Raw genomic sequence first — 23,189 nt, 5'->3', positions numbered from 1 at the left:
CTACGCCATGAACGACACCCTTCCCATCAGCCTGGACGTTGCCGTGGTGATGCGCAAAGAGCGCATCACCGGGCCCATGAGCCGCTGGCAGGAATGGCGCTGGGTGCTCGATGACGTCGTGGCCAACGAAGAAACCTTCGGCGACAGCGAACGGCTGCTCTATAAAGACGATGCGCACGAGCGGTGGCTGCACCCCGGCTTCACCGTGCGCCTGTTCAAAGACGACGTCGAAGGCTACGTGCTCAACGCCACGACGCCCGCCCCATGCTGGTTCGTGCTGTGGCGCATGCATGAGCCGGCCGATGGCGGCGAGCCGCGCGCGCGGCCCGAAATCGTCACGCTCAGCTATCACGATGCCGGCCGTTGGCTCGACGCCCAGGAAACCGTCGAGCAGGTGCCGGCGCCGCCCATGATCGTCGACTGGCTCAACGCCTTCATTGCGCGTTACTACGTGCCCGAGCCCAAGCGGCGCAAGCGCCCCGCGAGCTTCCAGACGCTGCAGGATCGCTTCGGCAATCCCGCCTCGGTGTCCACGATCAAGAAATTCCGTGGCGAAGGCCAGCCATGAACGACGCGGGGCACGATGGTTTCCTGCGCCGCTGGGCGCGGCGCAAGGCTAAGGCGCGCGCGGGCACGCCTGAGCACGACGTGCCCGCGCCAGCCGACCCGGCGCAAGACGCCGCGCCTGCTGAGCCGGCCGCGCCTGTCGAAGCCGCGCCTGGCGCGCCCATGGCGCCGGAGCAGCATCCGGCGGACGCCCGCCAAGAGCCGCCGGCCCTGACGCTGGACGACGTGCGGGCCCTGACGCCCGATTCCGATTTCTCGCCCTTCGTTTCGGGGCAGGTGGCCCCCGAAATCAAAAACGCCGCCCTGAAGAAACTGTTTGCCGACCCGCACTTCAACATCATGGACGGGTTGGATGTCTATATTGACGATTACTCGGCCATGGAGCCCATGCCTGCGTCGATGTTGCGTCGACTGGCCAGCGCGCGCGCACTGGCCATGTTCGACGACGACGACGAGGTCGACGCCGCGCCGGGGCCCCGCGCCGGGCAAGCCGCGGCTGCCCCGTCCGACGCGCAAGACGCGCAGCCCGCCATAGGCCCCGCCGGTACGCAGGCCGAGCCGGATGCCCCCTTGCAGGGCGGCTCTGAACCATCGGCCAGTTCGCGTTCGGGCGAAGAAGGGGTACAGTGCCCTGTCCCGCCTGCCGCCGGCGCCGACCCGGACGTCAACCGGTAAGCGCGCGGGCAGGCTCGACTTCTTTACGCAACAGAATCTATGACCACTCTGATCTGCGATTGCAACCGCACCATGCCGCTGGCGCCCGAAGAACTCGGTCGCGCGCTGGGCGAGCCCCTTGCGCCACATTCCCTGCTGTGCCGCAACCAGGCGGGCGATTTCCAGCAGGCGGTGCGCGGCGCGGGGCCCGTTGTGGTGGCCTGTACGCAAGAACAGCGCCTGTTCGGCGAACTGGGCCGCGCCACCGAGGGCGCCGTGGCGCCGGTGCGGTTTGTCAACATCCGCGAAACCGGCGGCTGGAGCCGCGACGCCGCGCAGGCCATGCCCAAGCTGGCGGCCCTGCTGGCGGCTGCCCATCTGCCCGACCCCGACCCGGTGCCCTCGGTTACCTACCAAAGCGCCGGCCGCCTACTGATCATCGGCCCGCTCGACCGCGCCGAGCAGGCCGCGGCGTTGCTCGATGACGCCTTGCAGGTGACATTGTTCGTGCAGAATGCGGGCCGCGATGGCGGCGCCCAGGCGCGCCGCTATCCCGTATTGGCGGGCAGGCTCGACCGGTTGCAGGGCCGATTGGGGGCGTTCGAGCTCACCTGGTCGCAGGACAACCCCATTGACCTGGATCTTTGCACCCGCTGCAACGCATGCCTGACTGCCTGTCCCGAGAACGCCATCGGTTTTGACTACCAGGTCGACACCACGCTGTGCAAGGCGCACCGTGACTGCGTGGCGTCCTGTACGGTGGCGGGCGCCATCGATTTCCAGCGCCCGCCTCGCCAGTTCACCGAGCAATATGATCTGGTGCTCGACCTTGGCGCCACGCCGCAGTTGCGCCGCCATGAGCTGCCGCAGGGCTATTTTGTGTGGGATGGCCGCGACCCCGCCGTCCTGCTCAAGTTGCGCGACATGGTGGGCGAGTTCGAAAAGCCCAAGTTTTTCGATTACAAGCAGTCGCTGTGCGCCCATAGCCGCAACGAGACGGTAGGCTGCAGTGCCTGTGTGGACGTCTGTTCGGCAGAAGCCATACGCAGCGACAAGCGCCGCCAGCAGATCGTCGTGGATCCGCACCTGTGTGCGGGCTGCGGCGCCTGCACGACGGTGTGCCCGTCGGGGGCCATGTCGTACAGCTACCCGCGCAACCCCGACCAGGCCCGCAAGCTGCGTACGCTGCTGTCCACCTATGCACAGGCGGGCGGGCGCGACGCGGTGTTGCTGCTGCACAGCCAGCAGCACGGCCAGCAGCTTATCGAAACCCTGGGCCGCGCCGCTCAGCTCAAGCTGGCGCACGGCGTGCCGGCCAACGTCATTCCCGTGGCGCTGTGGCATACCGCCAGCCTGGGCGTCGACCTGTGGCTTTCCGCCATCGCCTACGGCGCCGCGCAAGTCGCCGTGCTGGCCACCGACGAAGAGGCGCCGCAGTATTTCGACGCCCTGCAGGCCCAGATGGAATCCGCCCAGGCCATTCTCAACGGATTGGGTTACGAAGGCCGCCATCTGCATTTGCTGCGCGCCGATACGGCCGACGCGCTGGACGCGCATTTGCAGCAACTGGCGCCGCAGGCTCCCGGCGGGCCTGCGCAGGCGGCGCGTTTTGCGGCCGCGCCCGAAAAGCGCGCCACACTCGCCCTGGCGCTGGACCATCTTATCGCCCACGCACCGGGCGCTTTGCCGGAAGCCATCGAATTGCCTGCCGGCGTTCCCGGTACGGGCGCGCCTTTTGGCGCGGTTGCAGTCGATACCCAGTCCTGTACCCTGTGCATGAGCTGCGTCAGCGCCTGTCCGGCCAACGCGCTGCAAGACAACCCTCAGCTGCCGCAGTTGCGATTCATTGAAAAGAACTGCGTGCAGTGCGGTCTTTGCGAAAAAACCTGCCCCGAAAATGCGATCCGGCTGGTGCCGCGCCTGCTCTTGTCCGAGCGTCGCAAAGAAGCGGTGGTGCTCAATGAAACGCAGCCGTTCCATTGCGTGCGCTGCGGCAATGCCTTCGGCACGCAAAAAGGCGTAGGCGCCATGCTGCAGCGCCTGCAGGGCCACGCCATGTTCCAGGGCGCCGCGCTCGAGCGCCTGAAAATGTGCGGCGACTGCCGCGTGATCGACCTGTACTCAGCGTCCGACGAAGTCCGGATCACCGACCTATGAACGCTTCCGCTCCGCCTGTTGCCATGCCCTCCGCTGGGCTCGACGAAGACGTCGCCCGCGGCGAAATCTACGGCCTGCTTGCACACCTTTATTACGCCGCGCCGGGCGCCGACTTGCTGGCGACCCTGCGCGATGCTGCCCCGGCCGCGCCCGGCAGCCTGCTCGAGGCTTCCTGGAATGCCCTGGCCGCTGCCGCGCGCGACCTCGACGCGGCGGCCATACAGGCCGAATACGAAGCCTTGTACGGCGGTGTCGGCAAGCCCGAGATCTATCTGTTCGGCTCGCATTACCTGGCTGGCTTCCTGAACGAGAAGCCGTTGGTGCGGCTGCGCGACGATCTGGCCGCCCTCGGCCTGGAGCGCGACCCCGCCATGCCGGAAACCGAAGACCACCTCGCTTATCTTTGCGAAGTCATGCGCTGGCTCATTACCGGGCCGGATGCCGCGGTGGCCAACCTGACGCAGCAAAGTGCTTTTTTCCGGGCGCATCTTCAGCCATGGGTGGGCGATTTGTGCGATGCAATAACCATGCATCCCGCAGCGCGCTTCTATGCCCACGCGGCCGACTTCACGCGTGATTTCATGCACGTAGAGGCCCAGGGCTTCGACATGCTCGCGTGAGCGAGCGCACTGATTCTTAATTCGCATCCGTGGCGGCGTAATTGCCCCAGGGCAAGGTACAGGGTACAGTATGCAAAGCATTTCATATCTCGCTGGTCCAGAGGAGACAGACATGTCCAAGACCTCCCCACGACTCTCACGCCGGGCGTTTCTGGCTGGCGCCGCGACGGCCGGCGCAGCCGTAGCGGGCGCGGCCGCCCTGCCTGGAGCGGCTACGCAGCCGCAACCTGCGGCCGCCACGCCTACGCCGCCAGAGCGGGGCGGCGGCTATCGCTTAAGCGAACACGTCAAGCGGTACTACAAAACCACGCTCGTCTGACGGAGTCCGGCATGCTGCTTACCAAAAAAACCGCTGCCGCACGGGATACCGCGGCCGAAACCCAATTCATGCACAGCCTGCGCCGCGGCATGTCGCAGGCGCTGCCCACCATGGATCGCCGCACCTTCCTGCGCCGTTCGGGCATAGGCGTGGGCGCCGGCCTGGCCGCCGCGCCGCTGGCCCTTGTGAAGCCCGCGCGGGCCGCCGAAGACCGCAAGGTGCCGGTCGGCAATACCAAGACCAGCGTGTATCGCACCGTCTGTACGCACTGTTCGGTGGGCTGTGCGATCGACGCGGTGGTCGAGAATGGCGTGTGGGTGCGCCAGGAACCCGTCTTCGATTCGCCCATCAACCTGGGGGCGCACTGCGCCAAGGGCGCCGCCGTGCGCGAGCACGGCCACGGCGAACATCGCCTGCGCTATCCCATGAAGCTCGTCAACGGCAAGTACCAACGCATCAGTTGGGACACCGCCCTGACCGAGATTTCGGAACGGCTCATGCAGCTGCGCAAGGAAAGCGGCCCGGATTCCATTTACTGGATCGGCTCGTCCAAGCACAGCAACGAGCAGTCGTACCTGCTGCGCAAGTTCGTCAGCTATTGGGGCAGCAACAACTGCGACCACCAGGCTCGCATCTGCCACTCGACCACGGTGGCCGGCGTGGCCAATACGTGGGGCTATGGCGCCATGACCAACTCGTACAACGACATGCAGAATGCCAAGGTCGCCATGTACATCGGGTCCAACGCCGCCGAAGCCCACCCCGTTTCCATGCTGCACATGCTGCATGCCAAGGAATCGGGCTGCAAGATGATTGTCGTGGATCCGCGCTTTACCCGTACGGCGGCCAAGGCCGACCAATACGTGCGCATCCGCTCGGGCACCGACATCCCGTTTCTGTTCGGCCTGCTGTATCACATCTTCAAGAACGGCTGGGAAGACCAGGCCTATATCGATGCGCGGGTCTATGGCATGGACAAGGTCAAGGCCGACGTCCTGGCCAAGTGGACGCCCGACAAAGTCGAAGAGGCCTGTGGCGTTGACGAAGCCACCATGTTCAGCGTGGCCAAGGCGCTGCACGAGAACCGCCCGGGCACCGTGGTGTGGTGCATGGGACAGACGCAGCACAGTATCGGCAACGCCATGGTGCGCGCCTCGTGCATCCTGCAGCTGGCGCTGGGCAACATCGGCCGTTCCGGCGGTGGCGCCAACATCTTCCGCGGCCACGACAACGTGCAAGGCGCCACCGACGTGGGGCCCAACCCGGACTCCCTGCCTGGCTACTATGGCCTGACCGAAGGTTCGTGGAAGCACTTCGCCGACGCGTGGGGCGTCGACTACGAATGGATCAAGAGCCGGTACGCCTCGCCCGACCTGATGACCAAGCCGGGCATCACCGTATCGCGCTGGATCGATGGCGTGCTCGAGAACCCCGACGTCATCGACCAGCCCACCAACCTGCGCGCGGTGTTCTACTGGGGGCACGCGCCCAACTCGCAGACGCGCGGCCTCGAAATGAAGCGCGCCATGGACAAGCTCGACCTGCTGGTGGTGGTCGACCCGTATCCGTCGGCCACCGCGGCCATGGCCGCCATGCCGGGCAAGCCCGAAGACCTCAACCCCAACCGGGCGGTTTATCTGTTGCCGGCGGCCACGCAGTTCGAAACCAGCGGCTCCTGTACCGCGTCGAACCGCTCGCTGCAATGGCGCGAGCGCGTCATCGAGCCTCTGTGGGAAAGCCGCACCGACCACATGATCATGTACCAGCTGGCCGAAAAGCTGGGCTTCGGACAAGAGTTCGTCAAGAACTACAAAATGCAGAAGGTCAAGGGCATGGACGAGCCCGTGATCGAAGACGTGCTGCGTGAAATCAACCGGTGCGTCTGGACCATCGGCTACACGGGTCAGAGCCCCGAGCGCCTGAAGGCGCACATGCGCAACATGCATGTGTTCGACGTCAAGACCCTGCGCGCCAAGGGCGGCAAAGACCCCGAAACGGGCTATGACCTTACCGGCGATTACTTCGGGCTGCCCTGGCCGTGCTGGGGCAACCCCGAACTCAAGCATCCCGGCACCGCCAACCTGTACGACACCAGCCTGCACGTCATGCGCGGCGGCGGCAACTTCCGCGCCAACTTCGGCGTAGAGCGCGACGGCGAAAACCTGCTGGCCGAAGACGGCTCGCATTCGCTGGGCGCGGACCTGACCACCGGCTACCCCGAGTTCGACCATATCCTGCTCAAGAAGCTGGGATGGTGGAACGAACTGTCCGACGCCGAAAAGAAGGCGGCCGAAGGCAAGAACTGGAAAACCGACCCGTCGGGCGGCATTATCCGTGTGACGATGCAAAACCACGGGTGCTATCCGTTCGGCAACGCCAAGGCGCGGGCCGTGGTCTGGAACTTCCCCGACCCCATTCCGCAGCACCGCGAGCCCATCTACGGCACGCGGCCGGACCTGGTCGCCAAGTATCCGTCGCACGACGACCTCAAGACATTCTGGCGCCTGCCCACGCTGTACACATCGCTGCAGCAAAAGAACGTGGCCGACCGGCTCTACGAGAAGTTCCCCATCATTCTTACGTCGGGCCGCCTGGTCGAATACGAAGGCGGTGGCGACGAAACGCGCTCCAACCCGTGGCTGGCCGAGCTGCAACAACAGAGCTTTGTTGAAATCAACCCCAAGGCGGCGGCAGAGCGGGGCATCCGCAACGGCGACCGCGTGTGGGTCAGCACGCCTACTGGCGCGCGGCTGAACGTGCAGGCCCTGGTTACCGAGCGCGTGGGTCCGGATACCGCCTTCATGCCGTTTCACTTCGCGGGCCACTGGCAAGGGGCCGACCTGCTGTCGAGCTACCCCGAAGGCGCGGCGCCCGTGGTGCGCGGCGAAGCGGTCAATACCGCCACCACCTATGGTTATGACTCTGTGACGATGATGCAGGAAACCAAGACCACCATCTGCAACATTGCGAAGGCCTGAGGAGACGCGTCATGGCAAGAATGAAATTTGTGTGTGATGCAGAACGCTGTATCGAATGCAACAGCTGCGTCACCGCCTGCAAGAACGAACACGAGATCCCATGGGGCGTGAACCGCCGTCGCGTGGTCACCCTGAACGATGGCGTGCCTGGCGAAAAATCGATCTCGGTGGCCTGTATGCACTGCAGCGACGCGCCCTGCATGGCGGTGTGTCCGGTCAATTGCTTCTACCACACCGAAGAAGGCCTGGTGCTGCATAACAAAGACACCTGCATCGGCTGCGGCTATTGCTCGTACGCCTGTCCGTTCGGCGCGCCGCAGTTCCCCTCGCAGGGCACCTTCGGCGTGCGCGGCAAGATGGACAAGTGCACCTTCTGCGCGGGCGGTCCCGAAGAACACGGCAGCGAAGCCGAATTCGAAAAGTACGGACGCAACCGCCTGGCCGAGGGCAAGCTGCCCGCCTGTGCCGAAATGTGTTCCACCAAGGCGTTGCTGGCCGGCGATGGCGATGTGGTCGCGGATATCTTCCGTACCCGCGTGGTCACGCGCGGCAAGGGCGCGGAAGTCTGGGGCTGGGGCACGGCCTATGGGTCGCAACAGGCGGGCCAGCCGCCCGCCGCAGACGCAAAGGGCAAATCATGATGACGCGCATAGCCTACGCAGGGCTGCTGGCACTGGCGCTGGCGGCGTGTTCCGAACCCTCGCAAGAAGTGCGCTCCGGCACCAATACGGGCGAGCCCCTGTATGCAGGAACCGGAAGCAATTTCGTCGCGCCGGGCTGGAAGCCTGGCGATAAAGCCAGTTGGTCGCGTGAGCTCAACCTGCGCACGCAGCGCGGGCAGAACGAGTACAACAAAGTCAACTGACCGGAGGCTGCCATGGTACGGTCAATCTTCGCGGCAATCCTGATCGGCGCGGCCCTGGCGGCGCCGGCGGCGGCACAGACTGCCGCGCCGGCCGACGGCGGCCTGGGCGGCATCAAGAGCGCCAATATTTTCGAGGTCAAGCCCGACGCGGCCGAGCTGCCGGGCTACGCCCAACAGACCAACGCGCAGCGTGCCCAGGTACAGCCCGGCAACAATGCCCCCATGTGGCGCCAGGTCAACTCCGGCGAGCCGGGCTACAGCAGCCTGCCGCGCACGCAGGCCCCGGAAGCCGGCGTGCTGATCCAGCGCTTCGTGCAGTATCCCGGGTCGCTGTACACCAACGCGGGCGAGGCCTGGCGCCAGGTGCGCAACCACTGGATCATTCCCTATGGCGGCGGGTTGCTGCTGATCGCCCTGGTGGCGATCCTGCTGTTCTACCTGGCCAAGGGCTCCATCAAGCTGCGCGAGGCCGAGACCGGCCGCAAGATCGAGCGCTTTACCTACTTCGAGCGGGCGGCCCACTGGGTCAATGCGGCGGCATTCGTCATCCTGGCGTTGTCCGGCATCGTCATGGCCTTTGGCAGGCACATCATGCTGCCCTGGATGGGCAGCGCCTTGTTCGGCTGGCTGACGTGGGTGCTCAAGACGGTGCACAACTTTGTCGGACCGGTGTTTGCGGTGTCGCTGGCGGTGGTGCTGCTTACCTTCGTCAAAGACAACATATTCCGCCGCTACGACTGGACGTGGCTGCGCAAGGGCGGCGGCCTGCTGCGGTCGCAGCACGTGCCGGCCGGGCGCTTCAACGCGGGCGAGAAGCTGATGTTCTGGTTCGGCATGCTGGCGCTGGGCATCATCGTCGTGGCATCGGGCCTGTTCCTTGATCGCGTGATACCGGGCAGCCTGGTGTACACCCGCGGCAATATGCAGATCGCCCACATGGTGCATGCCGTGTCGGTCATCCTGATGATGTGCATGATCATGGGCCACATCTACCTGGGCACGATAGGCATGCAAGGCGCCTACAAGGCCATGAAAACCGGCTACGTTGACGAGACCTGGGCCCGCGAGCACCATGACGTCTGGTACGAAGACATCAAGGCGGGCAAGATCCCGGCCCAGCGCACGCGTCCCAAGAGCGCCAAGCGCCAGGGCGCTCGCCCGGCCGGCGCCTGATAAGGAGTACGCCATGAAACTGCTTGCCGCATTTTCTCTTACCCTGCTTGCCGCCACCGCGCAGGCGGCGCTGCCGCAGCCCACTGCCGCCGAACAGGCCAAGGCCGCAGAAGCCAAGGCGCGCGCCGCCTGGAGCGCAAAGGTGGCGGCCTACCAGTTGTGCGAAGCGCAAGACCGGGTGGCCGCAGAGTATCTGTCCCGCGTCCAGGGCGACGGCAAGAAGCCTGTGCAGCCCGTGCCTACCTCGGCCTGCGTGGACCCGGGGCCTTTTGTGTACGCGCCGGCGTCCGTGCAGCCGCGCGAAGGGTCCGGCGCGCATTCTCCGGCAGAGCCGGCCGCCGGTCCGCCCAGTTCGCCGCAGACCGAGGCCGAAGGCGACAAGTCGTCCAAGTGAGCACAGCCCGCGCTGCATCGCTGCCGACCCTGACGCAGGCGCGCGCGCCGCTTACCCGCGAAGTCACTGTCGTCAACGAGCACGGCGCGTCAGAAGTCATCTCGATTCCGGCCGAGCGGCCGTTGACGATCTACGTCGACCGCCGCGAACTCGTCACCCTGATGACGCTGGGCGCAATGCCCGAGCTGCTGGTGCTGGGCTATCTGCGCAACCAGCGGTTGATCCGCGACGTGCACGAAGTCGAATCCATTATGGTCGACTGGGAGGTCAACGCCGCGTCCGTCGTCACCCGCCACGGCATCGCGGATATCGAGGCCCGTACGGCCCAGCGCGTAGTCACCACGGGCTGCGGGCAGGGCAGCGTGTTCGGCGGCCTGATGGAAGAGCTCGACCAGGTGCGGCTGGACCCGGACGCCCGCCTGACGCAGGCGCAGTTGTATGGCCTGCTCAACGCTATTCGCCTGCAGGAAACCACTTACAAGTCGGCGGGGTCGGTGCATGGCTGCGCGCTGTTTCGCGACGAGACGATGCTGATGTTCGTGGAAGACGTAGGCCGCCACAACGCCATTGACACCCTGGCCGGCTGGATGTGGCTGCAGCCGCCCGCGCAGCAGGGCGGCGCCGACAAGGTGTTCTACACCACCGGCCGGCTGACCAGCGAGATGATCATGAAATCGGCGCAGATGGGCGTGCCCGTCGTGGTGTCTCGCAGCGGCATTACACAAATGGGTTACGAGCTCGCGCGCGGCCTGGGCCTGTGCGCCATCGGCAGGGCCGTGAACCGGCATTTCGTGTGCTACACAGCGCCCGAGCGGCTGGTGTTGCAGCCCGAGCTGGCGACCTCGCGCCTGGCCGCGACCTAGCGCGGGCCGCCGCGCCCGCCGCGTGCGGGCGGCTTGGGCGGGAAGCTCCACCATGGCAGCACGCGCCGCAACGACAGCACCTGTCCGCTCTGCGCCGGCGCGTATCCCGGCATGCGCGCCAGCGCCGCCTGCCAGGGCGCGCTGCGCAGCACGTCCAGCAGGGCCCGCGTAGACGGCAGGTCCAGCGTTGATTTCAAGCACACCAGAAAATAGCTTTCCTGCACCAGCGGCAAGAAGTCCAGATGGTGCTGCCGCGCGGCCGACTCGATGCCCAGGCCCGCGTCGGCCGTGCCCGCCGCAATTGCATGGGCCACTGCAGTGTGGGACGGCTCGGTGCGCGCATAGCCCGCGACATCGGCCGATGCCAGGCCTGCCTGCTCCAGCAATTCGTCGAACAGCACGCGGGTGCCCGTGCCCAGCGCCCGGTTTACATACCGTGTTCCAGGCCGCAGCAGGTCTGCCAGCGTGCGCAGGCCCAACGGATTGCCGCGCGCCACGATCAGGCCCTGGCTGCGTTGTGCAAAGCCGATGATCTTGTGCATTCCGGGCTTGAGCAACGGCTTGTAGATGCGCTCGGTCAGCGAGCCGGGCACCGGATCGTGGCGAGTATGAAACCCCGCGATCACGCAACGCCCCTCGTTCAGGCCGCGGATGGCATCGACGCTGCCGGTATAGCGGATGTCCAGATAAAGCTTCGCGCTGGAAACCGCGTGGTCGCGCAGCGCCCCCAGCGCGTCGTCGTGGCTGGCGTATAGCGGCACGACATGCGCAGCGTCGTCGAACGCCACCGCAAAGGCGCGTTCCAGGTCGGCGCGCAGCGCGTTGATCTGCGGAGCCAGCCGCGCCTGCGCCTGGCGTTCGGCCCACAGCAGTTTTTCGCCGAACTCATTCAGGCGCGCGGGCTGGCCCTTGTCCCAGACGATCAGGGTGCGGCCCAGGGTCTGTTCCCATTTCTTGAGTTCGCCCCACACGTGCCGGTACGACAGGCCCAGCGCCTTGGCAGCGGCCGATATCGAGCCGTGCTGCCGCACAGCAAACAGAAGGTCCATCAGCGCATTGCCGATGGTGGCCGGGGCGGCGTCACTGTCGGCGCCAAGCTGATAGGTAAGGTCGATACGATGCACGTTCGCGAGTATGCCTTAAACGCCCGGGCCGGACAGGCCGTCGGACTTATGCAATCCGTTTCATATGGCTTGCATGATACTGCTGCGATACCCTCAGTACACCTCAGACCAAGACCATCATGAATACCCTGGCCGACAGCGTCCTGACCGCAATCCACCTTATCGCGACGGCCGACTCAGTGCTGCTGTCCATCGTGGCGCGATCGCTGGCCGTCAGCGCCTGTGCGTGCCTGCTGGCGTGCGTGTTCGGCATGGCCGCCGGATCGTGGCTGGCCGTAGCGCGTTTTCGTGGCCGCGGCATCGTGTTGACGCTGCTGAATACGTCGCTGGCCCTGCCTTCGGTGGTGGTGGGCCTGGTGGTGTACCTGCTGCTGTCTCATTCCGGCCCGCTGGGCTTTCTAGGCTGGCTGTTCTCGTTCCAGGCCATGGTGCTGGCGCAGACCGTGCTCGTGGTGCCCATCGTTACCGCGCTTGTGCGCCAGACGGTCGAAGACGCCGAGCGCCATCATGGCGAGCAATTGCGTTCATTGCGTGCGCGCTCCATGGTACGCGCGCTGCTGTTGGTGTGGGACGAGCGCTTCACCTTGCTGACCATCGTGATTACCGCCTTCGGGCGCGCCGTTTCCGAAGTGGGCGCGGTGATGGTGGTGGGCGGCAACATCGAAGGCTACACGCGCGTCATGACGACGGCCATCGCACTCGAGACCAGCAAGGGCGACCTGCCGCTGGCGGTGGCGCTGGGCCTGATATTGCTGCTGGTCGTGCTGTTGCTCAACATTCTGGCGGCACTTGTGCGGCGCTGGCGCGAGCGGCGCGACGCCGGGCTGTCGGGCCTGTTCGGGGCGGCGGGGGCTGTGCGATGAAAGGCCTGCGCATCGAAACGGCTCCGGGCCCCGTCGGCGCAGCCGACAGCCGTGCGCCCGTCGCGCCTGGGCCCTTGTTCGACCTGCACGAGGTCGACGTCGATTACGGCGCGGTGCGGGCGCTGCGCGGGGTGTCGCTGAAGATCCACGCCGGCGAATGCGTGGCCCTGGTGGGCGCCAATGGCAGCGGCAAGAGCACCTTGCTGCGTCTATTGCATTGCCTGATCCAGCCCACGCGCGGGGTGGCGCATTGCCTGGCGCGCCGCCGCCAGGCAATGCTGTTCCAGCACCCTTATATGTTGCGCACATCGGCACTGAACAACGTCACGCTGGGCCTGTGGCTGCGCGGCATGCGCTGGCGGGATGCGCGCATGCGGGGCCAGGACGCGCTGGCGCGCGCGGGCATGTCGGAACTGGCGCAGCGCAATGCCAAGACCTTGTCCGGTGGCCAGCAGCAGCGCCTGGCCATGGTGCGGGCCTGGGCGCTGCAGCCCGACGTCCTGCTGCTGGACGAGCCTACCGCCAGCCTCGATCCGCACGCCAAGCGCGATGTCGAGCAGATGATGCAGGCGTTCACCAGCGGCGGCGCGGATCGCGCGCCCGCCATGGTGTTCAGCAGCCACAACCTGGGGCAGGTCAAGCGCCTGGCGCGCCGCGTGATTTACCTGGAGCGCGGGCAGGTGATCACCGACCTGCCCGTCGACGATTTTTTCTATGGCCCGCTGCCCGAGGCGGCGCGCCTGTTCGTCAAAGGAGAACGCATAACATGAAACTCACCAACTTATTGCGACGCTCCGGCGCTCCGGCGCTGCTGGCCGCGACGCTTGTGGTGTCGCCGGTGGTCAGCGCCGAAACAATCGTCATGGCGTCCACCACCTCTACCGAGCAGTCCGGCCTGTTTTCGCATCTGTTGCCGGCGTTCAAGCAGGCAAGCGGCGTGGACGTCAAAGTGGTGGCGCAGGGCACGGGCCAGGCGCTGGACATGGCGCGCCGCGGCGATGCCGATGTGCTGTTCGTGCACGACCAGGTCGCAGAAGAAAAGTTCGTGGCCGACGGCTATGCCACCAAGCGCTATCCGGTGATGTACAACGATTTCGTGCTCGTGGGGCCCGCAGATGATCCGGCCGGCGTCAAGGGCAGCGACATCGTCAAGGCGCTGGCCGAACTCGCGCAGGACAGCGCGCCGTTCGTATCCCGCGGCGACAAGAGCGGCACCCACGCTGCCGAGCTGCGATTCTGGAAGGCGGCACAGGTTCAAGACCAGGGCAAGGGATACAAGGCCTGTGGCTGCGGCATGGGCCCCGCCCTGAATATGGCGTCATCGATGAATGCCTATGCGCTGACCGACCGCGGCACCTGGCTCAGCTTCAAGAACCCCGGCAATCTGGCTGTGCTGGTCGAAGGTGACAAGCGGCTTTTCAACCAGTACGGCGTCATGGTGGTGAACCCCGCCAAATTCCCGCACGTCAAGGCCAAGCAGGCCCAGCAGTTCGTAGACTGGGTGACGTCCAAGGCCGGCCAGGACGCCATTGCCGCCTATAAGGTAAATGGCCAGCAGCTGTTCTTCCCGAACGCCGGCCAATAGCGCGGCGTCTACCAGTGCAGGTAGAACATGCCCTTGGCCAGCAAGACGATCAGCAGCACATGACAGAACACGCTGACGTGGATGCGGTGCGAGTTGCGGCCATTTAGGCGGCCGCGGCGCTGCAACACCATGGCCGCGACAAAGTGGCCGAACACGCTTGCGGCCAATGCGATCTTCAACCACAGCAATACGCCGAAGCTGCCGGCCGGTGACAGGGCCAGCGCGTGCCGGTGCTGCCACGCCAGGCCCAGCCCGGCCCCATACAGCGCCAGGATGATCCACGGCACGATGCGGCGGGCGCGCGCGCCTATGGCCGCTTCGATGACGCGCATGGCTTCACGCGGCACGTGCCTGCGTACGCCTTCCAGCATGATGATTTCGAAGAACACCGTGCCGGCGAATGCAATGGCGGCAAACAGGTGCACGATCAGCAGGATGGGATAGGCCATGGCATGGGGCGGAAAAAGGGGCGAGGGCGGCGCGCAGGTTCGATGTTGTATCGACGCAGGCCGCGGCGCCCTTGACGGCGATCAAGCCTGCGCCGGGCCGTGCGCCGCGGCCGCGATATCGATTATTCGCGGGCGCTTTCCACTACCATGTCCAGCACGTATGCGTAGCGCGAGGCATCGGCCGGCGCCTGCGGGCGTTCATAGCGCTTGACGCGCAGTACGTTGCGTACGCCGGGCTCATGGGTGTACCCCTCGATTTCGTCATAGAAGGCCTGCCATTCGCCGTGGCCGGTTTTCAGGCCCTGCGTATCGAACTGAACCTCGCGGATCCGCAGGCACTGTTTGCCGGGCACCAAGGGGTGCGAGCAGGGAACTCGCTGCGCGGAGACTTCCATGAACAGGGTCTGGCCTGCCGTGCCGAAGCGTGTCTGGTCGGTAGGCGTGCCCGTCAGCGTCCATGTCGCGCCATCGTTGAAGGTCAGTGTCAGCGCGGGGCCGCCCTGGCCCTGGTCGATGCGCCAGGCGGCGGCCTGCGGCAGGCGCTGGCCCAACGCCTGTTCGTATTGCATGACGGCGGCTTCCGGGCAGGCCATCATGGTGCCCACCACAGGCGAAATGCTGATTCTGCTGCCCTGCAGGGTATAGCTGGCGCCCAGGCGATTGCACAGGCCCGACACCGACAAGCGGCCGTCGGCGAAACTCAGGCGCAGGGGCTGCCCCTGGCGGGTGGCGGGGGGCGCCCAATCAGGCTGCGGCGCGCCATTGCCGTCATGGGCCTGGGCAAGGTCCCAGTGATAGGCCGACAGCGCGGCTGGCGCGGAATCGGACGACGGGCTGGTGGCGCACGCGGCCAGCATGCCCGCGGCGCTGATGAGGAAGAAGCGGCACAGTGAACGATACATGGGCTTTCCCGGTAGCTGCCTGCAGAGAGGCCGACCCCTTGATTATGGCGCGACTTCCGCGCCGTGCGCCACGCACGGGCGTTTGTGCGCGCGGCAACGTCAGCGCGGCCAAACCCCCGAACTGCCCCGCCGATGGCTGTCGAGCAGATGCGTGTCGACGATGCCCACGGCTTCCATCAGTGCATGCATCGTGGTGGGCCCCACAAACGAGAACCCCCGCTTGCGCAAGGCCTTGCTCAGTGCGGTGGATGCTTCGGACACCGTGGGGATGTCGTCGAGCGTGCGCGGCTCGGGCGTGGCGGGGGGCTTGAACGACCAGATGAATTCCGCCAGGCCGCCGTCGGCGCGCAGCGTGATGGTGGCCGCCGCATTGTTGATGGTTGCCAGGATCTTGGCACGGTTGCGCACGATGCCCGCGTCGGCCATCAGGCGGTCGATATCGTTGGCGTTGAAGGCCGCCACCGCATCGGGGTCGAAATGGCGGAATGCCTTGCGAAAGGCCTCGCGCTTGCGCAGGATGGTGGCCCACGACAGCCCCGACTGGAAGCATTCGAGGCTGAGCCGTTCAAACAGCCCCTGTTCGTCGCGCACCGGCATGCCCCATTCGGTGTCGTAATAGTGCTGCAGCATCGGATCGTGCGCTGCCCAGGGCGGCCGGGCAAGCCCGTCCTGTCCGATGATGACGCTGCGCTGCGTGTTCATGCCGCGAGTTCTCCTTGTTTGGTTTCCAATGCCAGCAGCAGGGCCTTGGCGCGCAGGCCTCCTGCAAAGCCGGTGAGCTGCCCGGTGGCGCCGACCACGCGGTGGCAAGGCGCCACGATCGACAAGGGGTTGCGACCATTGGCCGCGCCCACGGCGCGCACCGCCTTGTCGCGGCCGATCTGCGCGGCGATGTCGCGATAGCTGCGGGTCTGGCCGTACGGGATGGTCAGCAACGCGTTCCAGACCTGTTTTTGAAATTCGGTGCCGTAGTGGAAGTCCAGCGGCAGATCGAACGTATCGCGATGCCCGGAGAAGTATTCGCCGAGCTGGCGTTCGGCTTCGCACAGCACGGGATCGTGCGGATCGTGATTCAGGGGGCCCAGCGGGACCCGGCCGGGCCGGTCGTTTTCCCAGAGAACGGCCACCAGCTTCATCTGGCGCGCCACCAGCGTAAGCTGCCCTACGGGCGTGGCGATGGTCTTGCAGGTGTATGACATGATCAGGCTCCTTGCGGGCGCTGCCTGCGCGTGGGGGCGCAGGCAAGCGTGGTCATGTCAGTGTAGGCGTCGCCGTCATGGCGCACACTCGCCTTCTTGCGCTGGATGTTTCCGGTCATGGGCGGGCGCCGAACAAGGCATTGAGCTGGCTGCCCTGGGCCGCGTCGGCAAACGCGGTGTCCAGGTGGCCCTGTGCCAGCAATTGCGCGGCGCGCATAAACCCTGCCCATGCCGAGCGCGCCAGCGCGCCGCCTACGCTGATGCGCCGCACGCCCAGCGACGCGATGTCGTCCAGGCTGAGTTCGGTGGTCGAGCCTACCAGCAAGTTGACTGGCTTGGGCGCGACCGCGGCGACCACCGCACGGATCTGTTCGCGTGTGTGTATGCCCGGCGCGTACAGACAATCGGCCCCCGCCTCGGCGTACGCCTGCAGGCGGGCGATGGTGTCGTGCAGGTCGGGGTTGCCCGCGATGAAATTTTCGGCGCGCCCCACCAGCAATGTGCCGGTGCCCGCCGCGTCGATGGCGCTGCGCGCTGCCTGCAGGCGCTGCACTGCGACGCCAAGTGAATATTGTGGCTGGGCGGCGTCGCCGGTGGCGTCTTCGATGGATAGCCCCGCCACGCCGGTTTCGACGGCCAGCCGCACGTTGCGCGCCACGCCTTCGGCGTCGTCGGCATAGCCGTTTTCGAAGTCGGCGTTCAGCGGCAGCGGCGTAGCCGCCACCATGGTGCGCAGGTGCGCCAGCACCGTGTCCAGGCTTGCGCCGCCATCTGGTCGGGCGCGAGACCAGGCCATGCCCGAGCTGGTGGTGGCCAACGCCTTGAAGCCCAGGCTTTGCAGAAACCTGGCGCTGCCCGCGTCCCAGGGGTTGGGCAGGATAAAGCAGCCGTTTTCGTGCAGGGCACGGAAGGTTGTGCAGGCGGGAGTGAAAGTGGCGGTCATGACGGCTGGCTCCGTGGAATAGCGGCGGGACGTGCCCCACAATTTACCCGGCATGCGGGGCATTGCAACACCAGGCGGCAGGCAATTTTGCTGTATAAATATACAGTATATGGAAATCGCCACCAAGCTCGAAATTCTGGCTGACGCCGCCAAATACGACGCGTCATGCGCCAGCAGCGGCGCGCCGCGCCGCGACTCCAAAGGGCGCGCGGGGCTGGGCGCCAGCACGGGCGCGGGCATCTGCCACAGCTTCACGCCCGACGGCCGGTGCGTCTCGTTACTGAAGATACTGCTTACCAATTTCTGCCAGTACGACTGCCAGTACTGCGTCAACAGGCGATCCAGCAACGTGCCGCGCGCGCGGTTCCTGCCGCGCGAAGTGGTCGATCTCACGCTCGACTTCTACCGGCGCAACTACATCGACGGGCTGTTCCTGAGCTCGGGCATCATCCGCAATGCCGACTACACCATGGAACAACTGGTGCAGGTGGCCCGGTCGCTGCGCGAAACCCACCAGTTTCGCGGCTACATCCACCTGAAAACCATCCCCGACGCCGACCCGCGCCTTATTACGCTTGCCGGCCAGTATGCCGACCGGCTCAGCGTCAATATCGAACTGCCCACCGACAAGGGCCTGTACCGCCTGGCGCCCGAGAAGAACGCCGGCACCATCAAGCGGGCCATGGGCTCGATCCGCCTGGCGCAGGAAACCGCGCGCGAAGAAAAACGCCGCAACGCGCCGGCGGGGCAAAGCACGCAGATGATCGTCGGCGCCGACGACGCGGACGACCGCGCCATCCTGAATACCGCGCAGGCGCTGTATGGCGCGTACAAGCTCAAGCGCGTGTATTACTCCGCCTTCAGCCCCATCCCCGACAGCCCCTCCGGCCTTCCCGCGCAGGCGCCGCCCCTGTTGCGCGAGCATCGCCTGTACCAGGCCGATTTCCTGTTGCGCGGCTACGGCTATCGCGCCGAAGAATTGTTCCAGGGCTCGGGCGACCTGCCGCTGGACATCGATCCCAAGCTGGCGTGGGCATTGGCGCACCGCGACCTGTTTCCGGTGGATCTTAACCGCGCGCCGCTACGGCTGGTGGCGCGCGTGCCCGGCATAGGCATACGCAACGCCCAGCGCCTGGTCGAATTGCGCCGCCTGCGAGCCGTGCGCTACCAAGACCTGGTGCGCCTGCGTTGCCCCATGCAAAAGCTGCGGCCCTTCGTCGTCGTGCAAGATTACCGGCCGCCGCTGGCCGACCCCACCTCTGAACAACTGCGCCGGGCGCTCAGCCCCGCCCCGGCACAGTTGTCCCTGCTATGAGCCACGCCGTTCAACGCAGGCTTGTCGTGACGCCCACCTACGCCGGGTGGCGCAAACAGGCCCTGATCGCGCTCGCGGCGCAATGGCCCCCTGAAACCCTTGCCTGGGAAGACGCGCCGCATCAGCCACAGGCCGCGCAGATTGCGCTGGACTATGCCGCGCCTGGCGATGAGCCCCACGCCGAAGCGCCTTGCCCGGGCGTGCCCCCGGCGCCGCCGCAGGTGCGTATTTCCAGAGAGTTCGCGCAACTGCTGCGCGAGGCCGCGCAGTATCGGTCGCCACGGCCGTGGGCTTTGCTGTATCGCGTTCTGTGGCGTTATACGCACGGCGACCGGGCCGGCGTATCGGCGGCCGATGAAGACGGCGCGCGGCTGCATGCCATGGCCAAGGCCGTACGCCGCGACCACCATGACATGATCGCCTATGTCCGCTTTCGTCGCAGCGATCGCCCCGGCATGCCGCAGTACGTGGCCTGGTATGAGCCCCGGCACGATGTGCTGGCCGACGCCGCCGATCACTTTGCGCGCCGCATGGGCCATGCGACGTGGTGCATAGGCACGCCGCACGGCCTGGCCCACTGGGATGGCAGCGCCCTGCGCATTACCGACGCGCCCGCCGACGCGCAGGCGTTGCGGGCCGACGCTGCAGCCGATCCGGCCGAGGCGCTGTGGCGGCTGTATTACCAAAGCACCTTCAACCCGGCGCGCCTGAACGAAGCGGCGCTGCACCAGCGCATGCCCGTGCGTTTCTGGAAGGGCCTGCCCGAAGCGGCGCTGATCCCCTCCATGATCGCCCAGGCGCGCCATGGCGCGCGCCGGCACGCCCAGGCACAGGGCGTGGGCGACATGCCGGGCAAGCCGGTGGCGGTAGACGCGCAGCGCGCGCAGCCGCAGCGGCCCGTGCCCGCCGAGCTCGACGCGTGCCGCCGCTGTGAACTGTGGCGCCACGCTACGCAGGCGGTGCCGGGGCAGGGCCGCGATGCGGCGCGCGTCATGCTGGTGGGCGAACAACCGGGCGACCACGAAGACCTGGCCGGGCAGGTTTTCATCGGGCCGGCCGGCCAGGTGCTCGACGAAGCCCTGAAATGCGCCGGCGTGCCGCGCGATGCACTGTACCTTACCAACGCCGTCAAGCATTTCAAATGGGTGGCTCGCGGCAAGCGGCGCATTCACAAGACGCCGGCCCAACGCGAAATCGATGCGTGCTCGCACTGGCTGCAAGAAGAACTCGAACGTGTGCGTCCCGAGGTCATCGTTGCCCTGGGCGCCACGGCGCTGCGAGCCATCGCGGGGCCCGGGGCCCGCCTGCAAGAATGCATGGGACGGCCCATGCGCCTGGGCCGCGCATGGCTGTTGGCCACCTGGCATCCTTCGTATGCGCTGCGGGCAGGCGGCGACGACGCCCGCGGGGGGGTGGTGGCGGGCATCGCCGACGCCGTCGCGCAGGGCTACCAGCTCGCCGGCAGCGCCAGCGAAAATGCCGGCACGTAGGTCACCAGGAACAACACCACCAGCATCACCAGTACAAACGGAATGATGGCGCGGCCCACGTCCCAGAGCTTGAGCTTGCTGATGGCCATGCCGATGAACAGGCAATAGCCGATGGGCGGCGCCGCCATCCCGATAGCCACGTTGGTGACGATCATGCTGCCGAAATGGATGGGGTCCACGCCGTATTGCCGCCCGATGGCAATCAGCATGGGCCCCAGGATGACCATGATGGCCACTTCATCCATTACCGCGGCCAACAAGAAGAAGCCGATATTCAGCACGGCCAGCATCACCCATTTGGTATGCACGTGGTCGGCCAGCCAGGTGGTCAGCGTCGATGCCAGCTGCTCTTGCGCGACCAGCACGCCGAACCCTTGCGAGAAACCCACAATGGCCAGCACCAGGGCGGTGGTCGAGATGGCCCGCGTAATGATGGCGCCCAGCTGCCTCACTTTCAGCGTGCGTTCGATAAACAGCGTGACCAGCAACGCATACAGGCAAGCCACCACGGCCGCCTCGGTGGGCGTGAACAGGCCCAGGTAGATGCCGCCAAGCACGAGCAGGGGCGCCAACAATACCCATACCCCCTGGCGCAGCGCGGTGGCGATCTCGGCAAGCGTGGCGCGCGGGCGGCAGGCTACATGGTGCCGGCGCGCGTACAGCAGCACCAGTAGCGCCATGCCCCCGGCCATGAGCAGCCCCGGCAGCACGCCGGACAAAAACAGCTTCACGATGGATTGCTCGGCGATCACGCCCCAGATCACGAAGGCGATCGACGGCGGAATCAGCGGCGCCAGCACGCCGGCCGCCACGCACAGCGCGGTGGCGTACGCTTTCGAATAGCCGCGTTCGGCCATGGCCGGAATCATGACCGCGCCGATGGCTGCCGTCGTGGCCGGGGCCGAGCCGCTTATCGCCGCGAACACGACCGCCGCCAGAATGGCCACCAGGCCCAGGCCGCCCGGCAAATGGCGCACGAATACGTCGGCCACGTTGACCAGCCGCTTGGACAGGCCGCCCGCCGACATGATTTCGCCGGCCAGCATGAAGAACGGAATCGCCAGCAGGCTGAAACTCTGTGTGCCCGCCACCAGCGTCTGCGGCAACAGCATGGGATCGATGCCGCTGATGGTGATCGACGCAATGATGCAGATCGCCAGCGCAAACGCGAATGGCACGCCCAGCAGCACCAGCCCCGCGAATCCCAGGGAAAGAATCGCCGCAACTGCGCTCATTGCAATGCCTCGGCAGGGTCCGGATCGTCGCTGGCGGCCGCGCCCGCCAGCAGCCGCTCAAGCGCAAAGGCAGCAACCAGCGCGCCGCTGACGACACAGCTCGCGTACAGCAGCGGCATCGGATAACCGGTGGCCGCAGACGTGATGCCGAACGCGCTTTCGGTGTACTGCCATCCGGCCACCACCAGGTACACACCCACCGTCACGATCGCGCTCAGCACCAGGCGTTCCGTCAAGCGGCGCAGCGCGCGGGGAAGCACATCCAGCAGCAGATCCATGCGCACGTGCACCCCTTCGCGTACCCCGTAAGCCATGCCCAGCAACACCGTCCAGCTGAAGGCCAGCAGGGCGATTTCCTCGGTCCAGGAAGGCGGTGCATTGAACGCCGTGCGCATAATGACCTGCACCGCCAACGCCCCCAGCATGACAACCGTCAGCACCCGCACGGCAACCTTGGTGGCCGCCGCCAGCCCCTGCATCAGTTTCCTCATTTGGCGCCGGGCGCGGCGGCCAGTATTGCGTCAATCAGGTCGCCCTGGCCCGCCTTGCGGGCCTTGTCGTATATGGGCGCGACCGCGCTGCGGAAGCTGGCGACTTCCGCAATCGGGTTCACTTGCATCGAGGTTTTCTGCAGGCTGGCCAGCGCCTTGGGCGTCTGCCCGGCCATGGCCTGGCGCTGTTCCCTGACGGCTTCTTTGGCGGCGGCGCGCACCCACTCTTGCTGTTGGGGCGTCATCTTGTCCAGCAGCCGCTTGTTCATCAGCAGTTCGTAGGCGGTAAACGTATGGTTGGTAAGCGACAGGTACTTGGCGAACTCGCTGACCTTCAACGGCTCGATCAGGGCCACAGGCAGTTCCAGCCCGTCAATGGTGCCTTGCTGGATAGCCGTGATGGTCTCGCCCCAGGCCATGGGCACGGCGGCGCCGCCCAGCGAATTGACCAGGTCGATGTAGATGGGGTTCTGCATCACCCGCACCTTGACGCCCTGCAGGTCGGCGGGCTGCGACACGGGGCGCGTGTTGTTGATCATGCTGCGAAAGCCGCCCTCGAAGTATCCCAGCACGACCACTCCCTTGGCAGCCATGCGCTTGGCCAGCTCGTCGCCCACGGCGCCGTCCAGCACTTTGTGCACATGGGCTTCATTCTCGAACAGGAAGGGCAGGTCCAGCACGCCGAATGCGGGCTCGGTCTGCGCCGTGACGGCATTGGTGACCACCGCCGCGTCCACGGTGCCAAAGCGTGTGCCTTCGACCAGTTGCTTGTCATCGCCCAGCTGGCGGTTGGGATAAAGCTGCACCTGCATCGTGCCCCCCGACTGGCGCTCCAGGGCTTCCTTGAAGGCCCGCGCGCTCATGGCCAGGGGGTCGGTGGCGCTGTCCGACGTGGGCCAGCCCAGTTTGATGACCTGGGGCGACTGTGCGTGGGCGCCGCCCAGGGCGGCACACAGCAGGGCAAGCGCGGCGGCCCGGATCAGGGGTGTTTTCAGCATGGTTG

25 protein-coding genes are annotated in these 23,189 nt (G+C 66.3%); 16 read left to right on the top strand and 9 right to left on the bottom strand.

The features are described 5' to 3' along the window. Positions 1-7 precede the first annotated feature (7 nt). The 11 genes from CAL18_RS16875 to CAL18_RS16825 all read left to right on the top strand — a co-directional run bounded on the left by CAL18_RS16875 (position 8) and on the right by CAL18_RS16825 (position 10,590). Positions 8-568, top strand: coding sequence for a DUF3305 domain-containing protein (locus tag CAL18_RS16875; RefSeq protein ID WP_026638952.1), 561 nt, complete (start codon positions 8-10; stop codon positions 566-568). Beyond that, entirely contained in the window at positions 565-1,242 is a 678-nt protein-coding gene (locus CAL18_RS16870) for a DUF3306 domain-containing protein (protein ID WP_051423689.1), read from the top strand. Before CAL18_RS16875 ends, CAL18_RS16870 begins: the two co-directional genes overlap by 4 nt. A 39-nt stretch (positions 1,243-1,281) precedes the next feature. Then, on the top strand, positions 1,282-3,378 hold the full coding sequence (locus CAL18_RS16865) for a 4Fe-4S binding protein (RefSeq protein WP_026638951.1): 2,097 nt from the start codon (positions 1,282-1,284) through the stop codon (positions 3,376-3,378). Next, positions 3,375-3,998, top strand: a complete 624-nt coding sequence (locus CAL18_RS16860) for a TorD/DmsD family molecular chaperone (RefSeq protein ID WP_026638950.1) — start codon at positions 3,375-3,377, stop codon at positions 3,996-3,998. The genes CAL18_RS16865 and CAL18_RS16860 overlap by 4 nt, the downstream gene beginning before the upstream one ends. Positions 3,999-4,110: 112 nt before the next feature. Then, positions 4,111-4,317 (top strand): hypothetical protein, encoded by a 207-nt coding sequence (locus tag CAL18_RS16855; protein ID WP_038852151.1) that lies wholly within the window; start codon positions 4,111-4,113, stop codon positions 4,315-4,317. Between the two features lie 11 nt (positions 4,318-4,328). Next, positions 4,329-7,295, top strand: coding sequence for a formate dehydrogenase subunit alpha (locus CAL18_RS16850; RefSeq protein ID WP_026638949.1), 2,967 nt, complete (start codon positions 4,329-4,331; stop codon positions 7,293-7,295). A gap of 11 nt (positions 7,296-7,306) precedes the next feature. Then, on the top strand, positions 7,307-7,936 hold the full coding sequence (gene fdh3B, locus CAL18_RS16845) for a formate dehydrogenase FDH3 subunit beta (protein ID WP_026638948.1): 630 nt from the start codon (positions 7,307-7,309) through the stop codon (positions 7,934-7,936). Beyond that, a complete protein-coding gene (locus CAL18_RS16840) occupies positions 7,933-8,160 on the top strand; it encodes a hypothetical protein (protein ID WP_038852136.1) in 228 nt (75 codons plus the stop codon). The genes fdh3B and CAL18_RS16840 overlap by 4 nt, the downstream gene beginning before the upstream one ends. Before the next feature lie 12 nt (positions 8,161-8,172). Further along, a complete protein-coding gene (locus CAL18_RS16835) occupies positions 8,173-9,333 on the top strand; it encodes a formate dehydrogenase subunit gamma (protein ID WP_094818380.1) in 1,161 nt (386 codons plus the stop codon). A 13-nt stretch (positions 9,334-9,346) separates the two neighbouring features. Next, positions 9,347-9,727 (top strand): hypothetical protein, encoded by a 381-nt coding sequence (locus tag CAL18_RS16830; RefSeq protein WP_094818379.1) that lies wholly within the window; start codon positions 9,347-9,349, stop codon positions 9,725-9,727. After that, positions 9,724-10,590, top strand: a complete 867-nt coding sequence (locus CAL18_RS16825; protein ID WP_094818378.1) for a formate dehydrogenase accessory sulfurtransferase FdhD — start codon at positions 9,724-9,726, stop codon at positions 10,588-10,590. The genes CAL18_RS16830 and CAL18_RS16825 overlap by 4 nt, the downstream gene beginning before the upstream one ends. Here the strand turns inward: CAL18_RS16825 and CAL18_RS16820 are convergent. Beyond that, complete coding sequence (locus CAL18_RS16820; RefSeq protein ID WP_094818377.1) at positions 10,587-11,714, bottom strand: substrate-binding domain-containing protein; 1,128 nt, start codon at positions 11,712-11,714, stop codon at positions 10,587-10,589. The two genes, CAL18_RS16825 and CAL18_RS16820, sit on opposite strands and share 4 nt — an antisense overlap. Before the next feature lie 119 nt (positions 11,715-11,833). On the opposite strand from CAL18_RS16820, the gene CAL18_RS16815 reads away from it, so the two are divergent. From CAL18_RS16815 to CAL18_RS16805, 3 genes are read left to right on the top strand one after another with little or no spacing between them, the layout of a single operon-like run. Continuing rightward, positions 11,834-12,577: an ABC transporter permease gene (locus CAL18_RS16815; RefSeq protein WP_170940385.1), complete on the top strand. Its 744-nt coding sequence runs from the start codon at positions 11,834-11,836 to the stop codon at positions 12,575-12,577. Further along, on the top strand, positions 12,574-13,347 hold the full coding sequence (locus tag CAL18_RS16810) for an ABC transporter ATP-binding protein (RefSeq protein WP_094818376.1): 774 nt from the start codon (positions 12,574-12,576) through the stop codon (positions 13,345-13,347). Before CAL18_RS16815 ends, CAL18_RS16810 begins: the two co-directional genes overlap by 4 nt. Beyond that, on the top strand, positions 13,344-14,162 hold the full coding sequence (locus CAL18_RS16805; protein WP_094818375.1) for a substrate-binding domain-containing protein: 819 nt from the start codon (positions 13,344-13,346) through the stop codon (positions 14,160-14,162). Before CAL18_RS16810 ends, CAL18_RS16805 begins: the two co-directional genes overlap by 4 nt. Before the next feature lie 8 nt (positions 14,163-14,170). Here CAL18_RS16805 and CAL18_RS16800 read toward each other — a convergent pair whose 3' ends face one another. The 5 genes from CAL18_RS16800 to CAL18_RS16780 all read right to left on the bottom strand — a co-directional run bounded on the left by CAL18_RS16800 (position 14,171) and on the right by CAL18_RS16780 (position 17,655). Next, positions 14,171-14,611: a CopD family copper resistance protein gene (locus CAL18_RS16800; RefSeq protein WP_094797491.1), complete on the bottom strand. Its 441-nt coding sequence runs from the start codon at positions 14,609-14,611 to the stop codon at positions 14,171-14,173. A 122-nt stretch (positions 14,612-14,733) separates the two neighbouring features. Continuing rightward, positions 14,734-15,513 (bottom strand): META and DUF4377 domain-containing protein, encoded by a 780-nt coding sequence (locus CAL18_RS16795; RefSeq protein ID WP_094818374.1) that lies wholly within the window; start codon positions 15,511-15,513, stop codon positions 14,734-14,736. Between the two features lie 99 nt (positions 15,514-15,612). Further along, positions 15,613-16,215: a DNA-3-methyladenine glycosylase I gene (locus tag CAL18_RS16790; RefSeq protein WP_094818373.1), complete on the bottom strand. Its 603-nt coding sequence runs from the start codon at positions 16,213-16,215 to the stop codon at positions 15,613-15,615. Continuing rightward, positions 16,212-16,712, bottom strand: coding sequence for a methylated-DNA--[protein]-cysteine S-methyltransferase (locus CAL18_RS16785; protein ID WP_094797489.1), 501 nt, complete (start codon positions 16,710-16,712; stop codon positions 16,212-16,214). The genes CAL18_RS16790 and CAL18_RS16785 overlap by 4 nt, the downstream gene beginning before the upstream one ends. Positions 16,713-16,827: 115 nt before the next feature. Beyond that, a complete protein-coding gene (locus CAL18_RS16780) occupies positions 16,828-17,655 on the bottom strand; it encodes an isocitrate lyase/PEP mutase family protein (RefSeq protein WP_094797488.1) in 828 nt (275 codons plus the stop codon). A 109-nt stretch (positions 17,656-17,764) separates the two neighbouring features. Here CAL18_RS16780 and CAL18_RS16775 point away from each other — a divergent pair, with 109 nt between their 5' ends. Together CAL18_RS16775 and CAL18_RS16770 are read left to right on the top strand one after the other, a co-directional pair. Then, the gene (locus tag CAL18_RS16775) at positions 17,765-18,970 is read left to right on the top strand and encodes a putative DNA modification/repair radical SAM protein (protein WP_094797727.1); all 1,206 of its coding nucleotides are present in this window, start codon (positions 17,765-17,767) and stop codon (positions 18,968-18,970) included. Continuing rightward, a complete protein-coding gene (locus tag CAL18_RS16770; protein WP_094818372.1) occupies positions 18,967-20,460 on the top strand; it encodes a UdgX family uracil-DNA binding protein in 1,494 nt (497 codons plus the stop codon). Before CAL18_RS16775 ends, CAL18_RS16770 begins: the two co-directional genes overlap by 4 nt. On the opposite strand, the gene CAL18_RS16765 is transcribed toward CAL18_RS16770, so the two are convergent. From CAL18_RS16765 to CAL18_RS16755, 3 genes are read right to left on the bottom strand one after another with little or no spacing between them, the layout of a single operon-like run. Then, entirely contained in the window at positions 20,418-21,695 is a 1,278-nt protein-coding gene (locus CAL18_RS16765) for a TRAP transporter large permease (RefSeq protein ID WP_094818371.1), read from the bottom strand. The genes CAL18_RS16770 and CAL18_RS16765 overlap by 43 nt on opposite strands. After that, complete coding sequence (locus CAL18_RS16760; RefSeq protein WP_094818370.1) at positions 21,692-22,186, bottom strand: TRAP transporter small permease; 495 nt, start codon at positions 22,184-22,186, stop codon at positions 21,692-21,694. The genes CAL18_RS16765 and CAL18_RS16760 overlap by 4 nt, the downstream gene beginning before the upstream one ends. Beyond that, entirely contained in the window at positions 22,183-23,184 is a 1,002-nt protein-coding gene (locus CAL18_RS16755) for a TRAP transporter substrate-binding protein (protein ID WP_094797486.1), read from the bottom strand. Before CAL18_RS16755 ends, CAL18_RS16760 begins: the two co-directional genes overlap by 4 nt. Positions 23,185-23,189 lie beyond the last annotated feature (5 nt).

Origin of the sequence: Bordetella genomosp. 7 (assembly GCF_002261415.1) — a bacterium.
In the GTDB taxonomy this organism is placed as follows: domain Bacteria; phylum Pseudomonadota; class Gammaproteobacteria; order Burkholderiales; family Burkholderiaceae_B; genus Bordetella_A.
This window is presented reverse-complemented; position numbering and strand designations above follow the sequence as displayed.